Genomic DNA, 16048 nt, shown 5'->3' with positions numbered 1-16048 from the left:
CAATGGCCGCTTTTTCGCAAATAATGATCGTCGTCGTTCGCATCGCGTTCCCTGATGGCCGGCGTTTCCGGCAGTGAGACACACTTAATTATGTCAGTATTACTTACATAATATTTCATGATGGGGCGAGTCAAGATTAAAATCGGTCTTGCGCAATAAAAAAACAAAAACGCCGCGAAATCCGACAGGATTCCGCGGCGCGATGGCTGCAGGGATTGTTAAATTGCCCAGATCAGTCCGAAGGCATTTCCAGCGTTCGGCTGAACCAGAGGGCAACCAACGTACAGACGGCACCCGACATCAGGTAAATTCCGACGGCGAACAGTCCGAATTTGGACGAAAATCCGAGTGCAACGAGCGGTGCGAAACCGGCGCCGATCAGCCAGGAAATATCCGAGGTAAGTGATGCGCCGGTATAGCGGTATTCACGGCTGAAGCGGGACGCGAGTGCACCGCCCGCCTGACCGAAGGATAGGCCAAGCAACGCGAAGCCGATCAGAACGAAGAAGTAGCGGCCGATATCGCCGGAGCCCAGAAGAACGGGTGCCACGAGGCTGAAAAGACCGATGAGAACCGCAGCGATAGCCAGAAGCTTCCGCCTCCCGATCCTGTCGGCCAGAATGCCGGACACCACGATCATGCCGCCGGCGATGATGGCGCTGACGAATTGCACGAACAGGAAGTCCGAGACACGCTGGCTTGTATTGAGCGACACCCAGCTCAGCGGGAATACCGTGACGAGGTGGAAGAGCGCAAAGCTTGCCAGCGGCACGAAGGCACCGGTGACCACGACCGGAAACTGCGAGCGCAGCATCTTGAACATCGGGCGCGGCTCCAGCTCATGCTGTTCCAGCATGGCCTGGAATTCCGGCGTGACGATCATGCGCAGGCGGGCAAAGAGCGCGAGAACATTGAGCGCCAGCGCCACGAAGAAGGGGAAACGCCAGCCCCAGGCGAGGAATTCCGCATTGGAAAGTTGCGTGACGAAAACGATGAAAAAGGCGCTGGCAAGACCGAAGCCCATGGCCGCACCGATCTGCGGCATCATGGCGTACCAGCCACGCTGTTTCTGCGGTGCATTCATGGCAAGCAGCGAGACGAGGCCATCCCAGGCACCACCGAGACCGAGACCCTGGCCGATGCGGAACACTGCCAGAAGACAGGGAGCAAGCATGCCGGCTTCCGCATAGGACGGAAGGAAACTGATCGCCATGGTGGAGCCACAGAGCGTGAACAGCGCCGCCATCAACTTGACGGCACGGCCGAACTTGCGGTCGATCTGGAGGAAGATCAGCGAGCCGATCGGCCTTGCGATAAAGGCGAGAGAGAACACCGCGAAGGAGTAAAGCGTGGCCGTCAGCGGATCGACGAAGGAAAAGAAGACGTGCGGAAAAACGAGAGCGGAGGCGATGGCGTAGATGAAAAAGTCGAAAAACTCAGTCATTCTGGCAAGAATGACCGCAATCGTGATGCGATCCGGATCTACCTTGACCGGATCTGTTCCATGACCATTGGCTTCCGGCGCCTGCCCAAATGATGGAGCAGCATTGCTATAACTCATAATATCCCTCCTGCGTCATGGTCGAACCATTCCCTGTAACGCTCGGGCTCCTCTTCCGTTGCGTTACGATGCGACGGATTGTCACACGCACCCTCCGTAACGTCAATTGAAGTTTGATAAGAAAGGCTTGCCCCGCAAGCTTGCTATGCGATAATGCAGCCGCTCCGCCTTCAAACGCAGCTCTGCCCGCACATGGTGCATCGCGAAGGTTTCGCTGCACCGCGACAATATACCTCATTCTAAAAATGATGTTCGGCAATTATTCGCGGCATAATCCAAACTGTACGAGTTCAGAGAACGTGCGCATGATCAAAAAAATCCCATCCGCCCTTCTGGCTATTCCGGTACTGCTGCTGCTCAGCGGCTGTAACCTCGTGGTCATGAATCCCTCGGGCGACGTCGCCATCCAGCAGCGCGATCTCATCATCACGTCCACGGTTCTGATGCTGCTAATCATCGTCCCGGTCATCGTGCTGACGCTGTTCTTCGCGTGGAAATATCGCGAGTCGGCGAAAGCCGAGGATTACGATCCCGAATGGCACCACTCTACGCGCCTTGAAATGGTGATCTGGTCGGCCCCTGTCGCCATCATCCTGATGCTCGGCACGGTAACCTGGATTTCCACCCACCGTCTCGACCCCTACCGTCCTCTGGAGCGCATCGACGAAAACCGTCAGGTCACCGCCGATATCAAGCCTATCACGGTCGAAGTGGTGGCAATGGACTGGAAGTGGCTGTTCTTCTATCCCGAACTCGGTATCGGCAGCGTCAATGAATTCGCCGCTCCGGTCGATGTTCCGATCAACTTCAAGATCACCGGTACGACCGCGATGAACTCCTTCTTCGTTCCCGCACTCGCCGGCCAGATCTATGCCATGGGCGGCATGCAGACCAAGCTGCACGCCGTCATCAACAAGGAAGGCGTCTATGACGGCTTCTCGGCCAACTTCTCCGGCCCCGGCTTCTCCCACATGCGCTTCAAGTTCCACGGTCTCAGCCAGCAAGGCTTTGATGAGTGGGTTGCCAAGGCGAAAGAAGGCGGCAAGGGCTTCGGCCGTCAGGAATATCTGGAGTTTGCAAAGCCCTCTGAGCGCGAGCCGGTGCAATATTTCGCCTCGGTCGATCCGCAGCTTTACAGCGCCATCCTCAACCGCTGTGTCGAACCCAACAAGCTCTGCATGCGCGACATGATGCATATCGACGCCAAGGGCGGCGGAGGCAAGGAAGGCATCGACATCGCCAAGGCGCTGAACTCCGTTGTCTGCACACCGCTTGCGCCTTACGGCGTCGCCAGCGGCCCCCAATCCACTCCAGCTGCGATCAAAGGTCAGACTTTCGAACCTGCGGCGCTGCCGGAAACCAAACAAGTCGCTGGCTGACGATACGTCCCGGCATTCTTCGGCGCGGCCTGGCTGCGCCGACCTTACGTCTTAGAATCGCAAGAGGCTGAAAATGATCGTCAATTCCGATCAAACGTCGTTCCTGTTCGGGAAGCTGACATGGGAGTCCATCCCGCTTCACGAGCCCATTCTTGTCGCCACCTTCGCGGCCGTGGCGCTGGGCGGCATCGCCGTCGTTGGCGCCCTCACCTATTTCCGGCTGTGGGGTTATCTCTGGAACGAATGGTTCACGAGCATCGATCACAAGAAGATCGGTATCATGTACATCATTCTGGCGCTTGTCATGCTGTTGCGCGGCTTTGCCGACGCCATCATGATGCGTGTCCAGCAGGCGATCGCCTCCGGCGGCTCGGAAGGTTATCTTCCGCCACACCATTACGACCAGATTTTCACGGCCCATGGCGTCATCATGATCTTCTTCATGGCCATGCCGATGATCACCGGTCTCATGAACTTCGTCGTGCCGCTGCAGATCGGCGCCCGCGACGTTTCGTTCCCTTTCCTCAACAACTTCTCCTTCTGGATGACCACGGCCGGCGCCGTCATAACCATGATCTCGCTGTTCATCGGTGAATATGCGCAGACCGGCTGGCTCGCCTATCCGCCGCTTTCCGGTATTGATGGCAGCCCGGGCGTCGGGGTGGATTATTACATCTGGGGTCTGCAGATCGCCGGTGTGGGAACGACACTCTCAGGCATCAACCTGATCGTGACGATCATCAAGATGCGCGCGCCTGGCATGACCATGATGCGCCTGCCGATCTTCGTCTGGACATCGCTGTGTTCGAACATCCTGATCGTGGCTTCGTTCCCGATCCTGACCGGCACACTCGCGCTTCTCACCCTCGACCGTTACGTTGGCACCAATTTCTTCACCAACGATCTCGGCGGCAACCCGATGATGTACGTCAACCTCATCTGGATCTGGGGCCATCCCGAAGTTTACATTCTGGTACTGCCGGCATTCGGCGTCTTCTCGGAAATCGTTGCGACGTTCTCCCGCAAGCGCCTCTTCGGTTATGCCTCGATGGTTTATGCAACGGGTGTCATCACCATCCTTGCCTACATCGTGTGGCTGCACCACTTCTTCACCATGGGTTCCGGTGCAAGCGTCAATGCTTTCTTCGGCATCACCACGATGATTATCTCGATCCCGACGGGCGCGAAAATCTTCAACTGGCTCTTCACCATGTATAAGGGCCGCATCAATTTCGACGTTCCGATGCTCTGGACGATCGGGTTCATGATCACCTTCGTCATCGGCGGCATGACCGGCGTTCTTCTTGCCGTTCCGCCTGCGGATTTCGTGCTGCACAACTCCCTGTTCCTCATCGCCCACTTCCACAACACCATTATCGGTGGCGTGGTGTTCGGTGTGCTTGCAGGTATCGTCTACTGGTTCCCGAAGGCCTTCGGTTACCGTCTCGATCCGTTTTGGGGCAAGCTGTCCTTCTGGTTCTGGTTCATCGGCTTCTACTTCGCCTTCATGCCGCTCTATATTCTCGGCCTGATGGGGATTACCCGCCGTATCAGCCAGTTCGAAGACAATTCGCTGCAGATATGGTTCCTGATCGCCGCCTTCGGCGCCTTCCTGATCGCGCTCGGCATCGCCTCCTTCGTCATTCAGCTCATCGTCAGCTACCTGAAGCGCGATCAGCTGCGCGACGTGACGGGCGACCCCTATAATGGCCGCACGCTGGAATGGTCGACGTCGTCGCCACCGCCCGCCTACAACTTCGCCTTCACGCCGGTCATTCATGACGTGGATGCCTGGGCGGACATGAAGAAGCGTGGTTACGACCGTCCGCAGGAAGGGTTCATCCCGATCCATATGCCGAAGAATACCGGCGCGGGCGTCATCATCAGCGCCATCAGCGTCGTCCTCGGCTTCGCCCTGGTGTGGCATATCTGGTGGCTTGCGGCTCTTTCGATGCTTGCCATCATCGCAGTCTCGATTGCCCACACCTTCAACTACAACCGCGAATACTACATTCCGGCTTCCGACGTTTCGACCGTTGAGGCTGAGCGTACAAAGCTGCTTGCGGAACAGGCGTAACGAATATGGCTCATGCACCTGCACAAAGCGCCGCCGGCGCTGAACCACCGGTCTTCTACCTGAAGGAAGACCACCATCCGGAGAACGGCACGTCGCTGGGCTTCTGGCTTTATCTGATGAGCGACTGCCTCATCTTCGCGACGCTGTTTGCCACCTATGCCGTTGTCGGCCGCAACTATGCGGCCGGCCCTTCGGGTGCGGACCTGTTCGACCTGAAGCTGGTCGCCATCAACACCGGCTTCCTGCTCTTCTCCTCCATCACCTATGGCTTCGCCATGCTGGAAATGGAAAAGAAGAAGGTGAAAACGACGCTGATATGGCTCGGCGTCACCGGCCTGTTCGGCCTCGCCTTCCTCGCGGTCGAAATCTACGAGTTCTATCACCTGATCGCGGAAGGCGCCGGCCCACAGCGTTCGGCCTTCCTGTCGGCCTTCTTCGCGCTGGTCGGCACGCACGGTCTGCACGTCACCTTTGGCGTCATCTGGCTCGTCACGCTGATGGTCCAGGTCGGCAAACATGGCCTCATCCCGGCGAACAAGCGCCGCCTGATGTGCCTTTCGATGTTCTGGCACTTCCTTGACGTCATCTGGATCGGCGTCTTCTCCTTCGTTTATCTCATGGGAGTTCTTTGATGAGTTCCGAAGCACACGCACATCACGACGCGCATGGCGACGACCATCACCATGATGGCGCAAGCCACGGCACGTTCAAAAGCTACATGATCGGCTTCGTCCTGTCGGTCATTCTGACGGCGATTCCCTTCTGGCTGGTCATGGGCGACGTTCTCGAAAACAAGACGCTGCTGGTCATCGCGATCATGGGTCTGGGCGTCATCCAGATCTTCGTGCACATGATCTACTTCCTGCACATGGACACCAAGTCTGAAGGCGGCTGGACCTTCATGGCGCTGATCTTCACCGTTGTGGTGCTCCTGATCACGCTCTCCGGTTCGCTCTGGGTCATGTACAACATGAACAAGAACATGATGCCGCTGCACATCGAAGATGTGAAAAACCTGCCCTGAGCAGCCATAAATCAACGGCCTGCCGGACTTCCGGCGGGCCGCTTTCCGCGCCAACACATAACCCCATGAATCCTGGCGCGATTTATGGGGTTATTTGCTGGATGAAGCGCATGCGGGCTAAGGGGCCTGCCGGAGCAGATAATCTCGCTGCCAGAAGCGCTTCGCAAGGACCATGAGATGAGCGAAATCGCAACCCAAAACCGGCGTATCCGCCCTGCGGCAATCGTCGTCCTGTTTTTGACCATTATCCTGACGGGCTGCCTGCTGGCGCTTGGAACATGGCAGGTCCAGCGCCTTTTCTGGAAGCTCGCCTTGATTGAACGTGTCGAGGCCCGCGCCCATGCCGAGCCTGTCGATGCGCCTGCCGCAGGCGAATGGCCTGCTCTCACCGATCCCGCCGATTACGAATATCGCCGTGTGAAACTGTCCGGCACCCTGCTCAACGACAAGGAGGTTCAGGTCTACACGGTCACGGATCTCGGCCCCGGTTACTGGGTCATGACGCCGCTGCGGCGGGACGACGGCTCAAGCGTCATCGTCAATCGCGGCTTCGTGCCCTCCGACAGGCGCGATCCGTCCTTGCGCCCGGAAGGGGAAGCGGCCGGAAACGTCGAGATCGTTGGGCTGATGCGCGCGCCGGAAACCGGCGGGCTTTTCCTTCGAACCAACGATCCGGCAAATGGTCGCTGGTATTCCCGCAATATTCCCCAGATCACGCAGGCATCCGGCCTCTCTGACGTGGCGCCGTTTTACGTCGACGCGGACGCGACGCCCAATCCCGGCGGCCTGCCGGTTGGCGGCAAAACCATGCTTACCTTCCCCAACAGCCACCTCTCCTATGCCGTTACCTGGTATATTCTCGCAGCGATGGTGGTTGCGGCCGGCTGGTACGTGCTGCGCAACCTCAACGCGCCGAAATCGAAACGGGATGCTGATTGAACCACGGGTTTTACCGGATGGTTCATAAAAGCGCTTCCTTCTTCACGTTTTGCTGATCTATAACGACAGTTCGGCCTGACATTGCCCGTCGGCGCATTTTGTTTCGGTGAGTTATGGCAAGAGCATTTCTTTTCGTTCTGGATTCCTTCGGCGTTGGCGGTGCACCTGACGCGGAACACTATGGCGATCTTGGCGCCAATACACTTGGCCACATCGCCGAGTTCTGTGCCGCAGGTGCTGCCGACAGGCCGGGGCTTCGATCCGGCCCGCTGAAGCTGCCGAATATGTGCTCTCTTGGCTTGCTGGAGATCGCGCGCCAGGCTAGTGGCGACATTCCCGCCGGCATGGAGCCACCGGAACGCATTTTCGGCCTGCATGGCTCAGCCAGCGAAGTTTCAAAAGGCAAGGATACGCCATCCGGCCACTGGGAAATCGCCGGAACGCCTGTCACCTTCGACTGGGGTTATTTCCCGACGGAGGGCGACGCCTTTTCCCCGGAGCTGGTCGAGGCCATCTGCAAAGAGGCTGATATTCCCGGCATTCTCGGCAATTGCCATGCTTCCGGCACCGACATCATCGCGCAATTCGGCGAAGAACATATCAGGAGCGGCAAGCCGATCTGCTACACCTCTTCCGATTCCGTGTTCCAGATCGCCGCGCATGAAAAGCACTTCGGGCTGACCAGGCTCATCGCGCTTTGCGAGACGGTTCGCAAGTTGCTAGATCCGCTGAATATCGGCCGCGTCATTGCCCGCCCCTTCATCGGCGAGACGGTCGCTACCTTCGAACGCACCGGCAACCGCCGCGACTTCTCCGTACCGCCGCCCGAACCGACGCTGCTCGACCGATTGGTGGAGGCGGAGCGCAAAGTGCACGCGATCGGCAAGATCGGCGATATCTATGCCCATCAGGGCGTCTCGCGCGTCATCAAGGCAAATGGCAACGCCGCCCTGATGGATGCGACGTTGCAGGCCATCGACGAGGCTGAAAATGGCGACCTCGTCTTTACCAACTTCGTCGACTTCGACATGCTTTATGGCCACCGTCGTGACGTTGCCGGTTATGCGGCCGCGCTTGAGGCTTTCGATACGCGAATCCCGGAAATTCATCGTAAAATGAAGCCGGGAGACATCGCCATTCTCACCGCCGACCATGGTTGCGACCCCACCTGGCGAGGCACCGATCATACACGCGAACGGGTGCCGATCATGGCATTCGGGCCGGGCATCCGCTCTCGCGATGTCGGCATTCGTTCAAGCTATGCCGATATCGGCGAAAGCATCGCCCACCATCTTGGCATCGAGGCCGGTTCACACGGCAGGAGCTTCATTTGACATCGCATTTGCTGAAAGCGGAAATCCACTGCCACATCGAAGGTGCGGCACCGCCTGCCCTCGTCGCAAAACAGGCAGAAAAATACGGCATAGACACCAGCAGCTTCCTGCGTGACGGCCAATATGTCTGGTCGGATTTCGCCGAGTTCATCCAGTGCTACGATGCGGTGGCGCAGGTGTTCAAGACGGATGAGGACTATGCCGTCCTGACCGAGACCTATCTGACCGAACTTGCGCAAGCCAACACGATCTACAGCGAGCTGATCATTTCGCCCGATCATGGCGACCGAATTGGACTTGGCGCTGACGCTTATCTTGCCGGAATCGCCGAAGGCATCCGGATTGCAAAGGAAAAGACTGGCATCGAAACCCGCATCCTCGTTACCGGCGAACGGCATTTCGGCCCGGAACGGGTGATTGCAGCGGCGGAATATGCGGCGCGCGCCCGGCATCCGCTGGTGACCGGCTTTAACATGGCGGGCGAAGAGCGCATGGGTCGGGTTGCCGATTATGCGCGCGCCTTCGATATCGCCCGCGATGCGGGTCTTGGGCTGACCATCCATGCCGGCGAGGTCTGCGGACCGGAAAGCGTTATCGATGCACTCGATCTCATCAAACCGGCACGCATCGGCCATGGCGTGCGCGCCATCGAAGATGCCGATCTCGTCTCCCGACTTGTCGAGACGGGAACGGTTCTGGAAGTCTGCCCCGGCTCGAATATCGCGCTCAGTGTTTATCCGGATTTCGCCAGCCATCCGCTGAAGGCGTTGCGTGACGCCGGAGTACGTGTCTGTATCAATTCCGACGATCCGCCATTCTTCTTCACATCGCTTGCCCGGGAATATGCGCTGGCCGCCGACGCGTTCGGCTTCGGTGACGTCGAGATCAACGACATGACCCGCACCGCACTGGAATGCGCCTTCGTGGACGAGGCGACGCGCGAACAGCTGCTTGCGAGACTGGATCGCGCCCGAGACGACGGTTGACGGGGTAAAACCGCGAAGAAGGCTTGCGAAAAGCCCACTTTCGGTGAATGACAGGGGCACAAGATCAAAAAGGAAGGCCAGTTTCATGGACGGCGTCACAGTCATCGAACATCCGCTGGTGCGGCACAAACTTACCATCATGCGCAAGAAGGAAACTTCCACGGCCGGCTTCCGCCGCCTGCTCAGGGAGATTTCGACGCTGCTCTGCTATGAAGTGACGCGCGACCTTGAAATGACGATGGAAACCATCGACACGCCGCTCGAAACCATTCAGGCTCCGGTTCTGGAAGGCAAGAAACTGGTTTTCGCCTCCATCCTGCGCGCCGGCAACGGCCTTCTGGAAGGCATGCTCGAACTGGTGCCGTCGGCGCGCGTTGCCCATGTCGGTGTGTATCGTGACCATGATACGCTGGAGGCCGTCGAATATTATTTCAAGGCTCCTGAAAGTCTCGACGCCCGTCTGGTCATCGTTGTCGACCCGATGCTGGCGACCGGCAACTCCTCCATCGCCGCTGTCGAAAAGCTGAAGGAACGGGGTGCAAAGAACATCCGCTTCCTGTGTCTGCTGGCAGCACCGGAAGGCATCAAGAATTTCCGTGAGGCGCATCCCGATGTGCCGATCTATACCGCCGCAATCGACAGACATCTGAACGAGAAAGGTTACATCGTTCCCGGCCTCGGTGACGCCGGCGACCGCATGTACGGCACCAAATAACGCCGTTCATCTTCGCTTAACCGTTTGAGCCATTCGCCGTCCGATACGCGGCGAATGGCTTTTTCTTTTAAGATTTCAGCATGTTTTGCGCCTATCCTGTCCAGGAATAACCTTGGGCTTTGAGGAGCAACGACTTGCTGGCGCGCACGATTTTTCTGCTTATCGGTCTTTCGGTCAGCGCCACGCAAATTCCAGCGCTGGTGGAGAAATTCCAGCCGCGCCCTGAAACCGCCGTGGATAAATCGGAGGCCGCGACGGAGGTCGCCAAGCCGCAAACGGTTTCGCTGGGCGGCGTCAATCTGAAAGCAGATGCCCGCGGCCATTTCAACGCGACCTTCCGCATCAATGGCAAATCCTTCGACGGGCTTGTTGATACCGGCGCTTCCATGGTCGCAATCAACGAGACGATTGCGCGTCGGCTTGGTTACGGCGTCAACAGCCTGGATTTCAAATATGCGATCTCAACCGCCAATGGCCAGACCATGGCGGCCTATGTGAAGCTGGACCGTGTGGAGATCGGCGCAATTCGCGTTCAGAATGTCGATGCCATGGTGCTGAAGGATAACGCGCTGAGCAACATGCTGATCGGCATGAGCTTTTTGAAACAATTGTCATCCTTCAAAGTCTCGGGTGGCGAGATGCGGCTGGTCAGGTGATCCGCTCGAGGATGGGATCAACGATCTCCGGTGTGCTGTCGGCGATCCCGTAACAGGCCGCTATCCTTTTGACGGCACGTTCCGCCTCATCCGGAGAAGCCGCATGGACAATGGCAATCGGCTCGCCCTTTTCCACCTTTACGCCGAGCGGCAGGATATCCGAAATACCGACCGCCGGGTCGATGGTATCCGACGGCTTTCTTCTGCCACCGCCAAGTTCGACGACAACCATGCCAAGTTCACGCGTCTCGCAGGATTTAAGCCAGCCGCTTCGCCCGGCCGGAACCGGGAGAATAACCGGCGCGGACGGCAGATAACGGATTGGGTTCTCAACGAAATCCGAAGGTCCGCCCAGCGCTGAAACCATCCGCGCAAAGATTTCCATAGCCCGACCGGAGGACAGAGCGGCCGCAGCCAGCGCCTCGCCTTCCTCCAGCGTGGTGGCTTTTTGAGCCTGCACCAGCATTTCCGCAGCGAAGGACAGGACGACCTTTTCGAGACGGGTTCCAGCCTTGCGACCGGCCAGAAAATCCAGGCAATTGACGATTTCGACGGCATTGCCGGCGGCATCTCCAAGCGGCTGGTTCATGTCCGTTATCAGGGCCGTCGTCGGAAGACCCGCACCATTCGCAACATCGACCAGCGCGCGGGCCAGATTGCGGGCGTCGTCAACGCTCTGCATAAAAGCGCCATTGCCGACTTTCACATCGAGAACCAGCGTCTCAAGCCCGGCTGCAAGCTTCTTCGACAGGATGGAGGCGGTGATCAGCGGTATGGAATCAACCGTCGCGGTCACATCGCGAATGGCATAGAGGCGTTTGTCGGCGGGGGCGAGATCGCCCGTCTGGCCGATGATGGCACAGCCGACCGACCTCACCGTCCGGCGGAACAAAGCCTCATTCGGCATGACATTATAACCGGGGATGGCTTCCAGCTTGTCGAGCGTGCCGCCGGTGTGGCCGAGGCCCCTGCCGGAAATCATCGGCACGGCAAGACCGCAGGCGGTGACGATCGGCGCAAGCATCAGGGAGACATTATCGCCAACGCCGCCGGTCGAGTGCTTGTCCGCCACCGGTCTGCCAATCTCGCTCCATGAGAGGACATCGCCGCTGTCGCGCATGGCGAGCGTCAGCGCCACCATCTCGTTGCGGTTCATGCCACGGAAAAACACCGCCATGGCAAAAGCAGCCGCTTGCCCTTCCGATATGCCATCTTTCGACAGCGCTTCTATGAAAGCGGCAATCTCCTGAGGCTCAAGAGACAAGCCATCGCGTTTGCGGCGGATGATTTCCTGCGGGATCAAGCTCAATACCCGCTGGCGGCCTTGGCCGGTTCGCCGCCAGCCAGCACGTTCAGCACATCATCGAGAACGCCGGAAGCACCGAAACGGAAGGTTGATGGCATGGCCCAGTTGGGAGCCATGATGGTTTCCGCCAGCCGCAGGTAAAGCGTCGCGTCCTCCACCGTGCCGATACCGCCAGCGGGTTTGAAGCCCACTTTCTGACGGCTGTCGCGGATCGCCTGCAGCATGATGTCTGCCGCCTCCAGGGTGGCATTGACGGTGACCTTGCCAGTCGAGGTCTTGATGAAGTCAGCCCCTTCGGCGATGGCAATCTCGGAGGCGCGGCGGATCAGGGCCTTGTCCTTCAGCTCGCCGGTTTCAAGAATGACCTTGAGCAGCACGGGTGCCGCACAGGCCTTACGCACGGCGGCCACCATCTCGGAAGCCGCCGCTTCATCGCCTGCTATGAATTTACGGTAGGGAATGACCAGATCGATTTCATCGGCACCATCGCGGATCGCGGCTTCGGTTTCCGCCACGACAGTCGCGACATCAAGATCGCCCGAGGGAAAATTGACGACGGTGGCGATGCGGATCGCGTGTTCTTTACCGAAAGCCGCACGTGCCTGAGCCACGAAACGCGGCCAGATGCAGATGGCGGCGGTGTTGCCATAATCCGTATGCGCCCGCTGGCACAAAGCGGCGATCTGCTCGGGCGTGCAATCTTCCTTAAGATTGGTCAGGTCCAGCAAGGACAGAGTGAGGGCAGCCGCTTCGCGCGGACGCTGGAGTTCCATGGTCACGCTCCTCCTGAGATCATTTCCTTCAGAATAGCGGCAAGTCGTTTGCCGCCCACGGGAGCCATGTCCTTGGTTTCCTCATGGCTCAGTTCCGCGCCGGTCATGCCGGCACCGTAATTGGTAATAACCGATGCGGCGGCAACGCGCATCCCGAAAAAGCGCGCGAGGATGACTTCCGGCACGGTGGACATGCCGACGGCATCGGCACCCAGAAGCCGTGCCATGCGAATTTCCGCCGGCGTTTCGAAGCTCGGGCCGGAAAACCACATATAGACCCCGCCGAACAAAGGCACCGTCGCCCGGATCGCGGCATTGCGCATGGCCAGCATCAGGTCCGGATCATAAGCCGTGGTCATGCCGACGAAGCGACGATCGCTTTCCTCGCCGATCAGCGGGTTCATGCCGGAATAATTGATGTGATCGGTGATCTGCATGACGGAGCCGGGCGGCATATCCTGCCTCACCGAACCCGCCGAATTGGTGAGGATGAGCGATTGCACGCCCAGACCGGCCAGCGCCTCGATGACCGGACGCATCGCCGCCGGATCGCCCTTTTCGTAGAAATGCACCCGACCGGATAGCATCATGACGGGCTCGCCACCGAGATAACCGGCGACCAGTTCTCCCGCATGGCCGGAAACGCCACCGGCGGGAAACCCTGGAAGATCGGCATAGGGCACACGGACCGGGTCGCTGACTTCCTCCACCAGCGACCCCAGGCCAGAGCCGAGAACGATGGCGACGCGCGGCATCAGGCCGTTCAGGCGCTCCACCAGAATATCGATCAAGCCATCCGTCATCAGGGCAACTCGGTCTTGAAGACGGAGGGCAACAGCTCTTCCATGGTCATGACCTTCTGGACGCCGGTTTCGTCGCAAAGATAAATCTTCGTCTCCGGCGTGGCGAATTCGGCGATCTTCTGGCGACAACCGCCGCAGGGCGTGCAAAGCGGCAGCTTTTCGGCGATGACGGCAACTTCGCTGATCTTCTTTGCCCCGCCCATGATCATGGCGCTGATGGCTGATGGTTCCGCGCACCAACCCTGCGGGAAGGAGATATTCTCGATATTGGCGCCCTTGTAGATTTTGCCGTCATCAGCGCGGATCGCCGCGCCGACCGGAAATTTCGAATAGGGCGCGTAAGCGAAGGCCATGGCCTCCACCGCCGCCTCGAACAGGGCGTGGGACTTTGGATCAGAGGGCATGGGTTTAACGCTCCTTCGCATAGGCAACGCCACCGGCCTTGGGAGGCTTGGCGACGCCGATGAAACCGGCAAGCAGGATGCAGGTCAGGATATAGGGCATGGCCTGGAAAATCTGCACCGGCACTTCGCCGATGCCAGGCACGGATTTGCCCTGCATGAAATTGGCGAATGCATCGAGAAAACCAAACAGCAGGCAGGCGAACATGACCGGCACCGGCTTCCATTTCGCAAAGATCAGCGCCGCGAGCGCGATATAGCCCTTGCCGGCCGACATGTTGGCGATGAAGGCAGCCGATTGTGCGACGGCAAGATAGGCGCCTGAAAAACCGCAGAGGAAGCCAGCGACGATGACGGCGCGGTAACGCATCCACGTCACCGAAATACCAGCCGTATCGACAGCACCCGGATTTTCACCGACGGCGCGCAGGCGCAGGCCGAAACGCGTGCGGTAAAGCACCCACCAGGAGAGCGGCACCGCCAGAAAGGCAAGATAGGTGAGGATATTGTTGCCGGAAATGACATTGGCGTAGAGCGGGCCGATGAAGGGCACTTCGCGCATCGCATCCGCGCCGGGCAGGATGATCGGCGCAAAACGACCCTCCCCCGGCAATTGCGGCGTGCGGCCGCCCTGCCCGAACCATGCCTGGCCCAGAACCACCGTCAGACCGGCGGCGATGAAGTTGAGCGCCACCCCTGAAACGATCTGGTTGCCGCGATTGGTGATAACGGCAAAGCCATGGATCAGCGAGAACGCGATGGAGACGCCAATGCCGGCCAGAAGACCGGCCCACGGATTTGCGGTAAGATAGGCGACGCAGGCGGAAGCAAAAGCCGCCGCCAGCATCTTGCCTTCAAGACCGATATCGAACACGCCGGCGCGTTCGGAAAACAGCCCCGCAAGTGCAGTGAACAGAAGCGGGATGGTGAGACGGACGGTCGAGCCGAGAATGCTGACCAGCATATCGAAAAAATCCATGTCAGCTCACCCCTTTGCCAAACGCTGGTAGATGTGGACGATCGCCGGCCGGTACATATATTCCAGCGCGCCGGCGAACAGGATCACCAGACCCTGTATAACCACGATCATCTCGCGGGTAATGTTCGGCATCTCGAAGGAAAGATCCGCACCGCCCTGATAAAGAATACCAAACAGCAATGCCGAGAAAATGATGCCGAGCGGATGGCTTCGGCCCATCAGCGATACGGCGATGCCGACGAAGCCCGCACCGCCGACGAATTCCACCTGCAGGCGCGCTGAAGCCCCCATGACCGGGTTCAGCGCCATCATGCCCGCCAGACCACCGGAAATGAGCATGGCGATGATGACCGTGCGTGCATAGGGAATGCCGGCATAGATGGCGGCGGAAGGGCTGACGCCGAGCGTGCGCATCTCATAACCGAGCTTGGTGCGCCAGATCAGCACCCAGACGAGGAAACACATCACCAGAGCGATAAGAAAGGAGACGTTGAACGGCGCCGGCCCAAGCTTGAGGCCGAACCACGCCATCAGCCAGTCCAGCTTCGGCAGTTGGCCACCGGGTAGAAAGGTGCGCGTTTCCGGCGCCATCTTGCCCGGCACGATCAGCACATTCACCAGCAGGTAGACCATCAGGGCCGCAGCGATGAAGTTGAACATGATGGTGGTGATGACCACGTGGCTGCCGCGTTTGGCCTGCAGCCAGGCCGGAATGAAGGCCCAGGCGGCACCAAAAACCGCAGCACCGATGACGGCGAAGGGCATCGTCACGTACCATGGCACGTAACGGTCAAGCGCCAGCGCTACCAGCGCCGCACCCAGCCCGCCAATATAGGCCTGACCTTCGGAGCCGATGTTGAACAGGCCGGCATGGAAAGCCACGGCGACGGAGAGACCGGTGAAGATGAAGCTTGTCGTATAAAACAGCGTGAAGCCGATGGCATCGCCACGGCCGAGCGCGCCTTCGATCAGCAGGCGAAGTGCTGCCAGCGGATTTTCGCCGATGGACCAGACGACAAGCCCGGAAATCAGAAAGGCGGTGATGACGTTCAGCAATGGCAACAGGCCGTAGCCGATCCAGTTTGGTAGGGGTGCGGAAGCGGTGCTCATTCATG

At 59.0% G+C, this 16048-nt stretch carries 16 protein-coding genes; 9 read left to right on the top strand and 7 right to left on the bottom strand.

What is annotated here, in order from left to right; all coding sequences use genetic code 11:
- Positions 1–232: 232 nt before the first annotated feature.
- Positions 233–1561: an MFS transporter gene (locus AKG12_RS19650; RefSeq protein ID WP_046799150.1), complete on the bottom strand. Its 1329-nt coding sequence runs from the start codon at positions 1559–1561 to the stop codon at positions 233–235.
- 305 nt (positions 1562–1866) lie between these two features.
- Between AKG12_RS19650 and cyoA the strand changes: the two genes are divergently transcribed.
- The 9 genes from cyoA to AKG12_RS19605 all read left to right on the top strand — a co-directional run bounded on the left by cyoA (position 1867) and on the right by AKG12_RS19605 (position 10671).
- On the top strand, positions 1867–2940 hold the full coding sequence (cyoA, locus tag AKG12_RS19645) for a ubiquinol oxidase subunit II (RefSeq protein WP_046799149.1): 1074 nt from the start codon (positions 1867–1869) through the stop codon (positions 2938–2940).
- 73 nt (positions 2941–3013) lie between these two features.
- The gene (gene cyoB, locus AKG12_RS19640; RefSeq protein ID WP_046799148.1) at positions 3014–5017 is read left to right on the top strand and encodes a cytochrome o ubiquinol oxidase subunit I; all 2004 of its coding nucleotides are present in this window, start codon (positions 3014–3016) and stop codon (positions 5015–5017) included.
- A 5-nt stretch (positions 5018–5022) separates the two neighbouring features.
- Positions 5023–5649 carry a cytochrome o ubiquinol oxidase subunit III gene (gene cyoC / locus AKG12_RS19635; protein WP_052820132.1) on the top strand — a complete coding sequence of 209 codons (627 nt, stop codon included), beginning with the start codon at positions 5023–5025 and terminating at the stop codon, positions 5647–5649.
- Positions 5649–6041, top strand: coding sequence for a cytochrome o ubiquinol oxidase subunit IV (cyoD, locus tag AKG12_RS19630; protein ID WP_035219607.1), 393 nt, complete (start codon positions 5649–5651; stop codon positions 6039–6041). Before cyoC ends, cyoD begins: the two co-directional genes overlap by 1 nt.
- 177 nt (positions 6042–6218) lie before the next feature.
- Entirely contained in the window at positions 6219–6980 is a 762-nt protein-coding gene (locus tag AKG12_RS19625) for an SURF1 family protein (protein WP_052820131.1), read from the top strand.
- Positions 6981–7093: 113 nt separating this feature from the next.
- Complete coding sequence (locus tag AKG12_RS19620; protein WP_046799145.1) at positions 7094–8314, top strand: phosphopentomutase; 1221 nt, start codon at positions 7094–7096, stop codon at positions 8312–8314.
- Positions 8311–9300 carry an adenosine deaminase gene (locus AKG12_RS19615; protein WP_052820130.1) on the top strand — a complete coding sequence of 330 codons (990 nt, stop codon included), beginning with the start codon at positions 8311–8313 and terminating at the stop codon, positions 9298–9300. Before AKG12_RS19620 ends, AKG12_RS19615 begins: the two co-directional genes overlap by 4 nt.
- Positions 9301–9385: 85 nt before the next feature.
- On the top strand, positions 9386–10015 hold the full coding sequence (upp, locus tag AKG12_RS19610; RefSeq protein ID WP_004439188.1) for a uracil phosphoribosyltransferase: 630 nt from the start codon (positions 9386–9388) through the stop codon (positions 10013–10015).
- Positions 10016–10149: 134 nt separating this feature from the next.
- Complete coding sequence (locus AKG12_RS19605) at positions 10150–10671, top strand: TIGR02281 family clan AA aspartic protease (RefSeq protein ID WP_052820129.1); 522 nt, start codon at positions 10150–10152, stop codon at positions 10669–10671.
- On the opposite strand, the gene deoA is transcribed toward AKG12_RS19605, so the two are convergent.
- From deoA to AKG12_RS19575, 6 genes are read right to left on the bottom strand one after another with little or no spacing between them, the layout of a single operon-like run.
- Positions 10664–11980 carry a thymidine phosphorylase gene (gene deoA / locus AKG12_RS19600; RefSeq protein ID WP_082178950.1) on the bottom strand — a complete coding sequence of 439 codons (1317 nt, stop codon included), beginning with the start codon at positions 11978–11980 and terminating at the stop codon, positions 10664–10666. The two genes, AKG12_RS19605 and deoA, sit on opposite strands and share 8 nt — an antisense overlap.
- Positions 11977–12750 (bottom strand): deoxyribose-phosphate aldolase, encoded by a 774-nt coding sequence (gene deoC / locus AKG12_RS19595; protein WP_052820127.1) that lies wholly within the window; start codon positions 12748–12750, stop codon positions 11977–11979. The genes deoA and deoC overlap by 4 nt, the downstream gene beginning before the upstream one ends.
- A 2-nt stretch (positions 12751–12752) precedes the next feature.
- Complete coding sequence (locus tag AKG12_RS19590) at positions 12753–13553, bottom strand: purine-nucleoside phosphorylase (RefSeq protein WP_046799140.1); 801 nt, start codon at positions 13551–13553, stop codon at positions 12753–12755.
- Entirely contained in the window at positions 13553–13957 is a 405-nt protein-coding gene (locus AKG12_RS19585) for a cytidine deaminase (RefSeq protein ID WP_046799139.1), read from the bottom strand. Before AKG12_RS19585 ends, AKG12_RS19590 begins: the two co-directional genes overlap by 1 nt.
- 4 nt (positions 13958–13961) lie before the next feature.
- On the bottom strand, positions 13962–14933 hold the full coding sequence (locus tag AKG12_RS19580; protein WP_046799138.1) for an ABC transporter permease: 972 nt from the start codon (positions 14931–14933) through the stop codon (positions 13962–13964).
- Between the two features lie 6 nt (positions 14934–14939).
- On the bottom strand, positions 14940–16043 hold the full coding sequence (locus AKG12_RS19575; protein ID WP_052820126.1) for an ABC transporter permease: 1104 nt from the start codon (positions 16041–16043) through the stop codon (positions 14940–14942).
- Positions 16044–16048 lie beyond the last annotated feature (5 nt).

It is taken from the genome of Agrobacterium sp. SUL3, from assembly GCF_001263295.1.
GTDB classification, from domain to species: Bacteria; Pseudomonadota; Alphaproteobacteria; order Rhizobiales; family Rhizobiaceae; genus Agrobacterium; species Agrobacterium tomkonis.
Note: the sequence above shows the minus strand (reverse complement) of the source record. Positions and strands in the feature narration are given on the sequence as shown.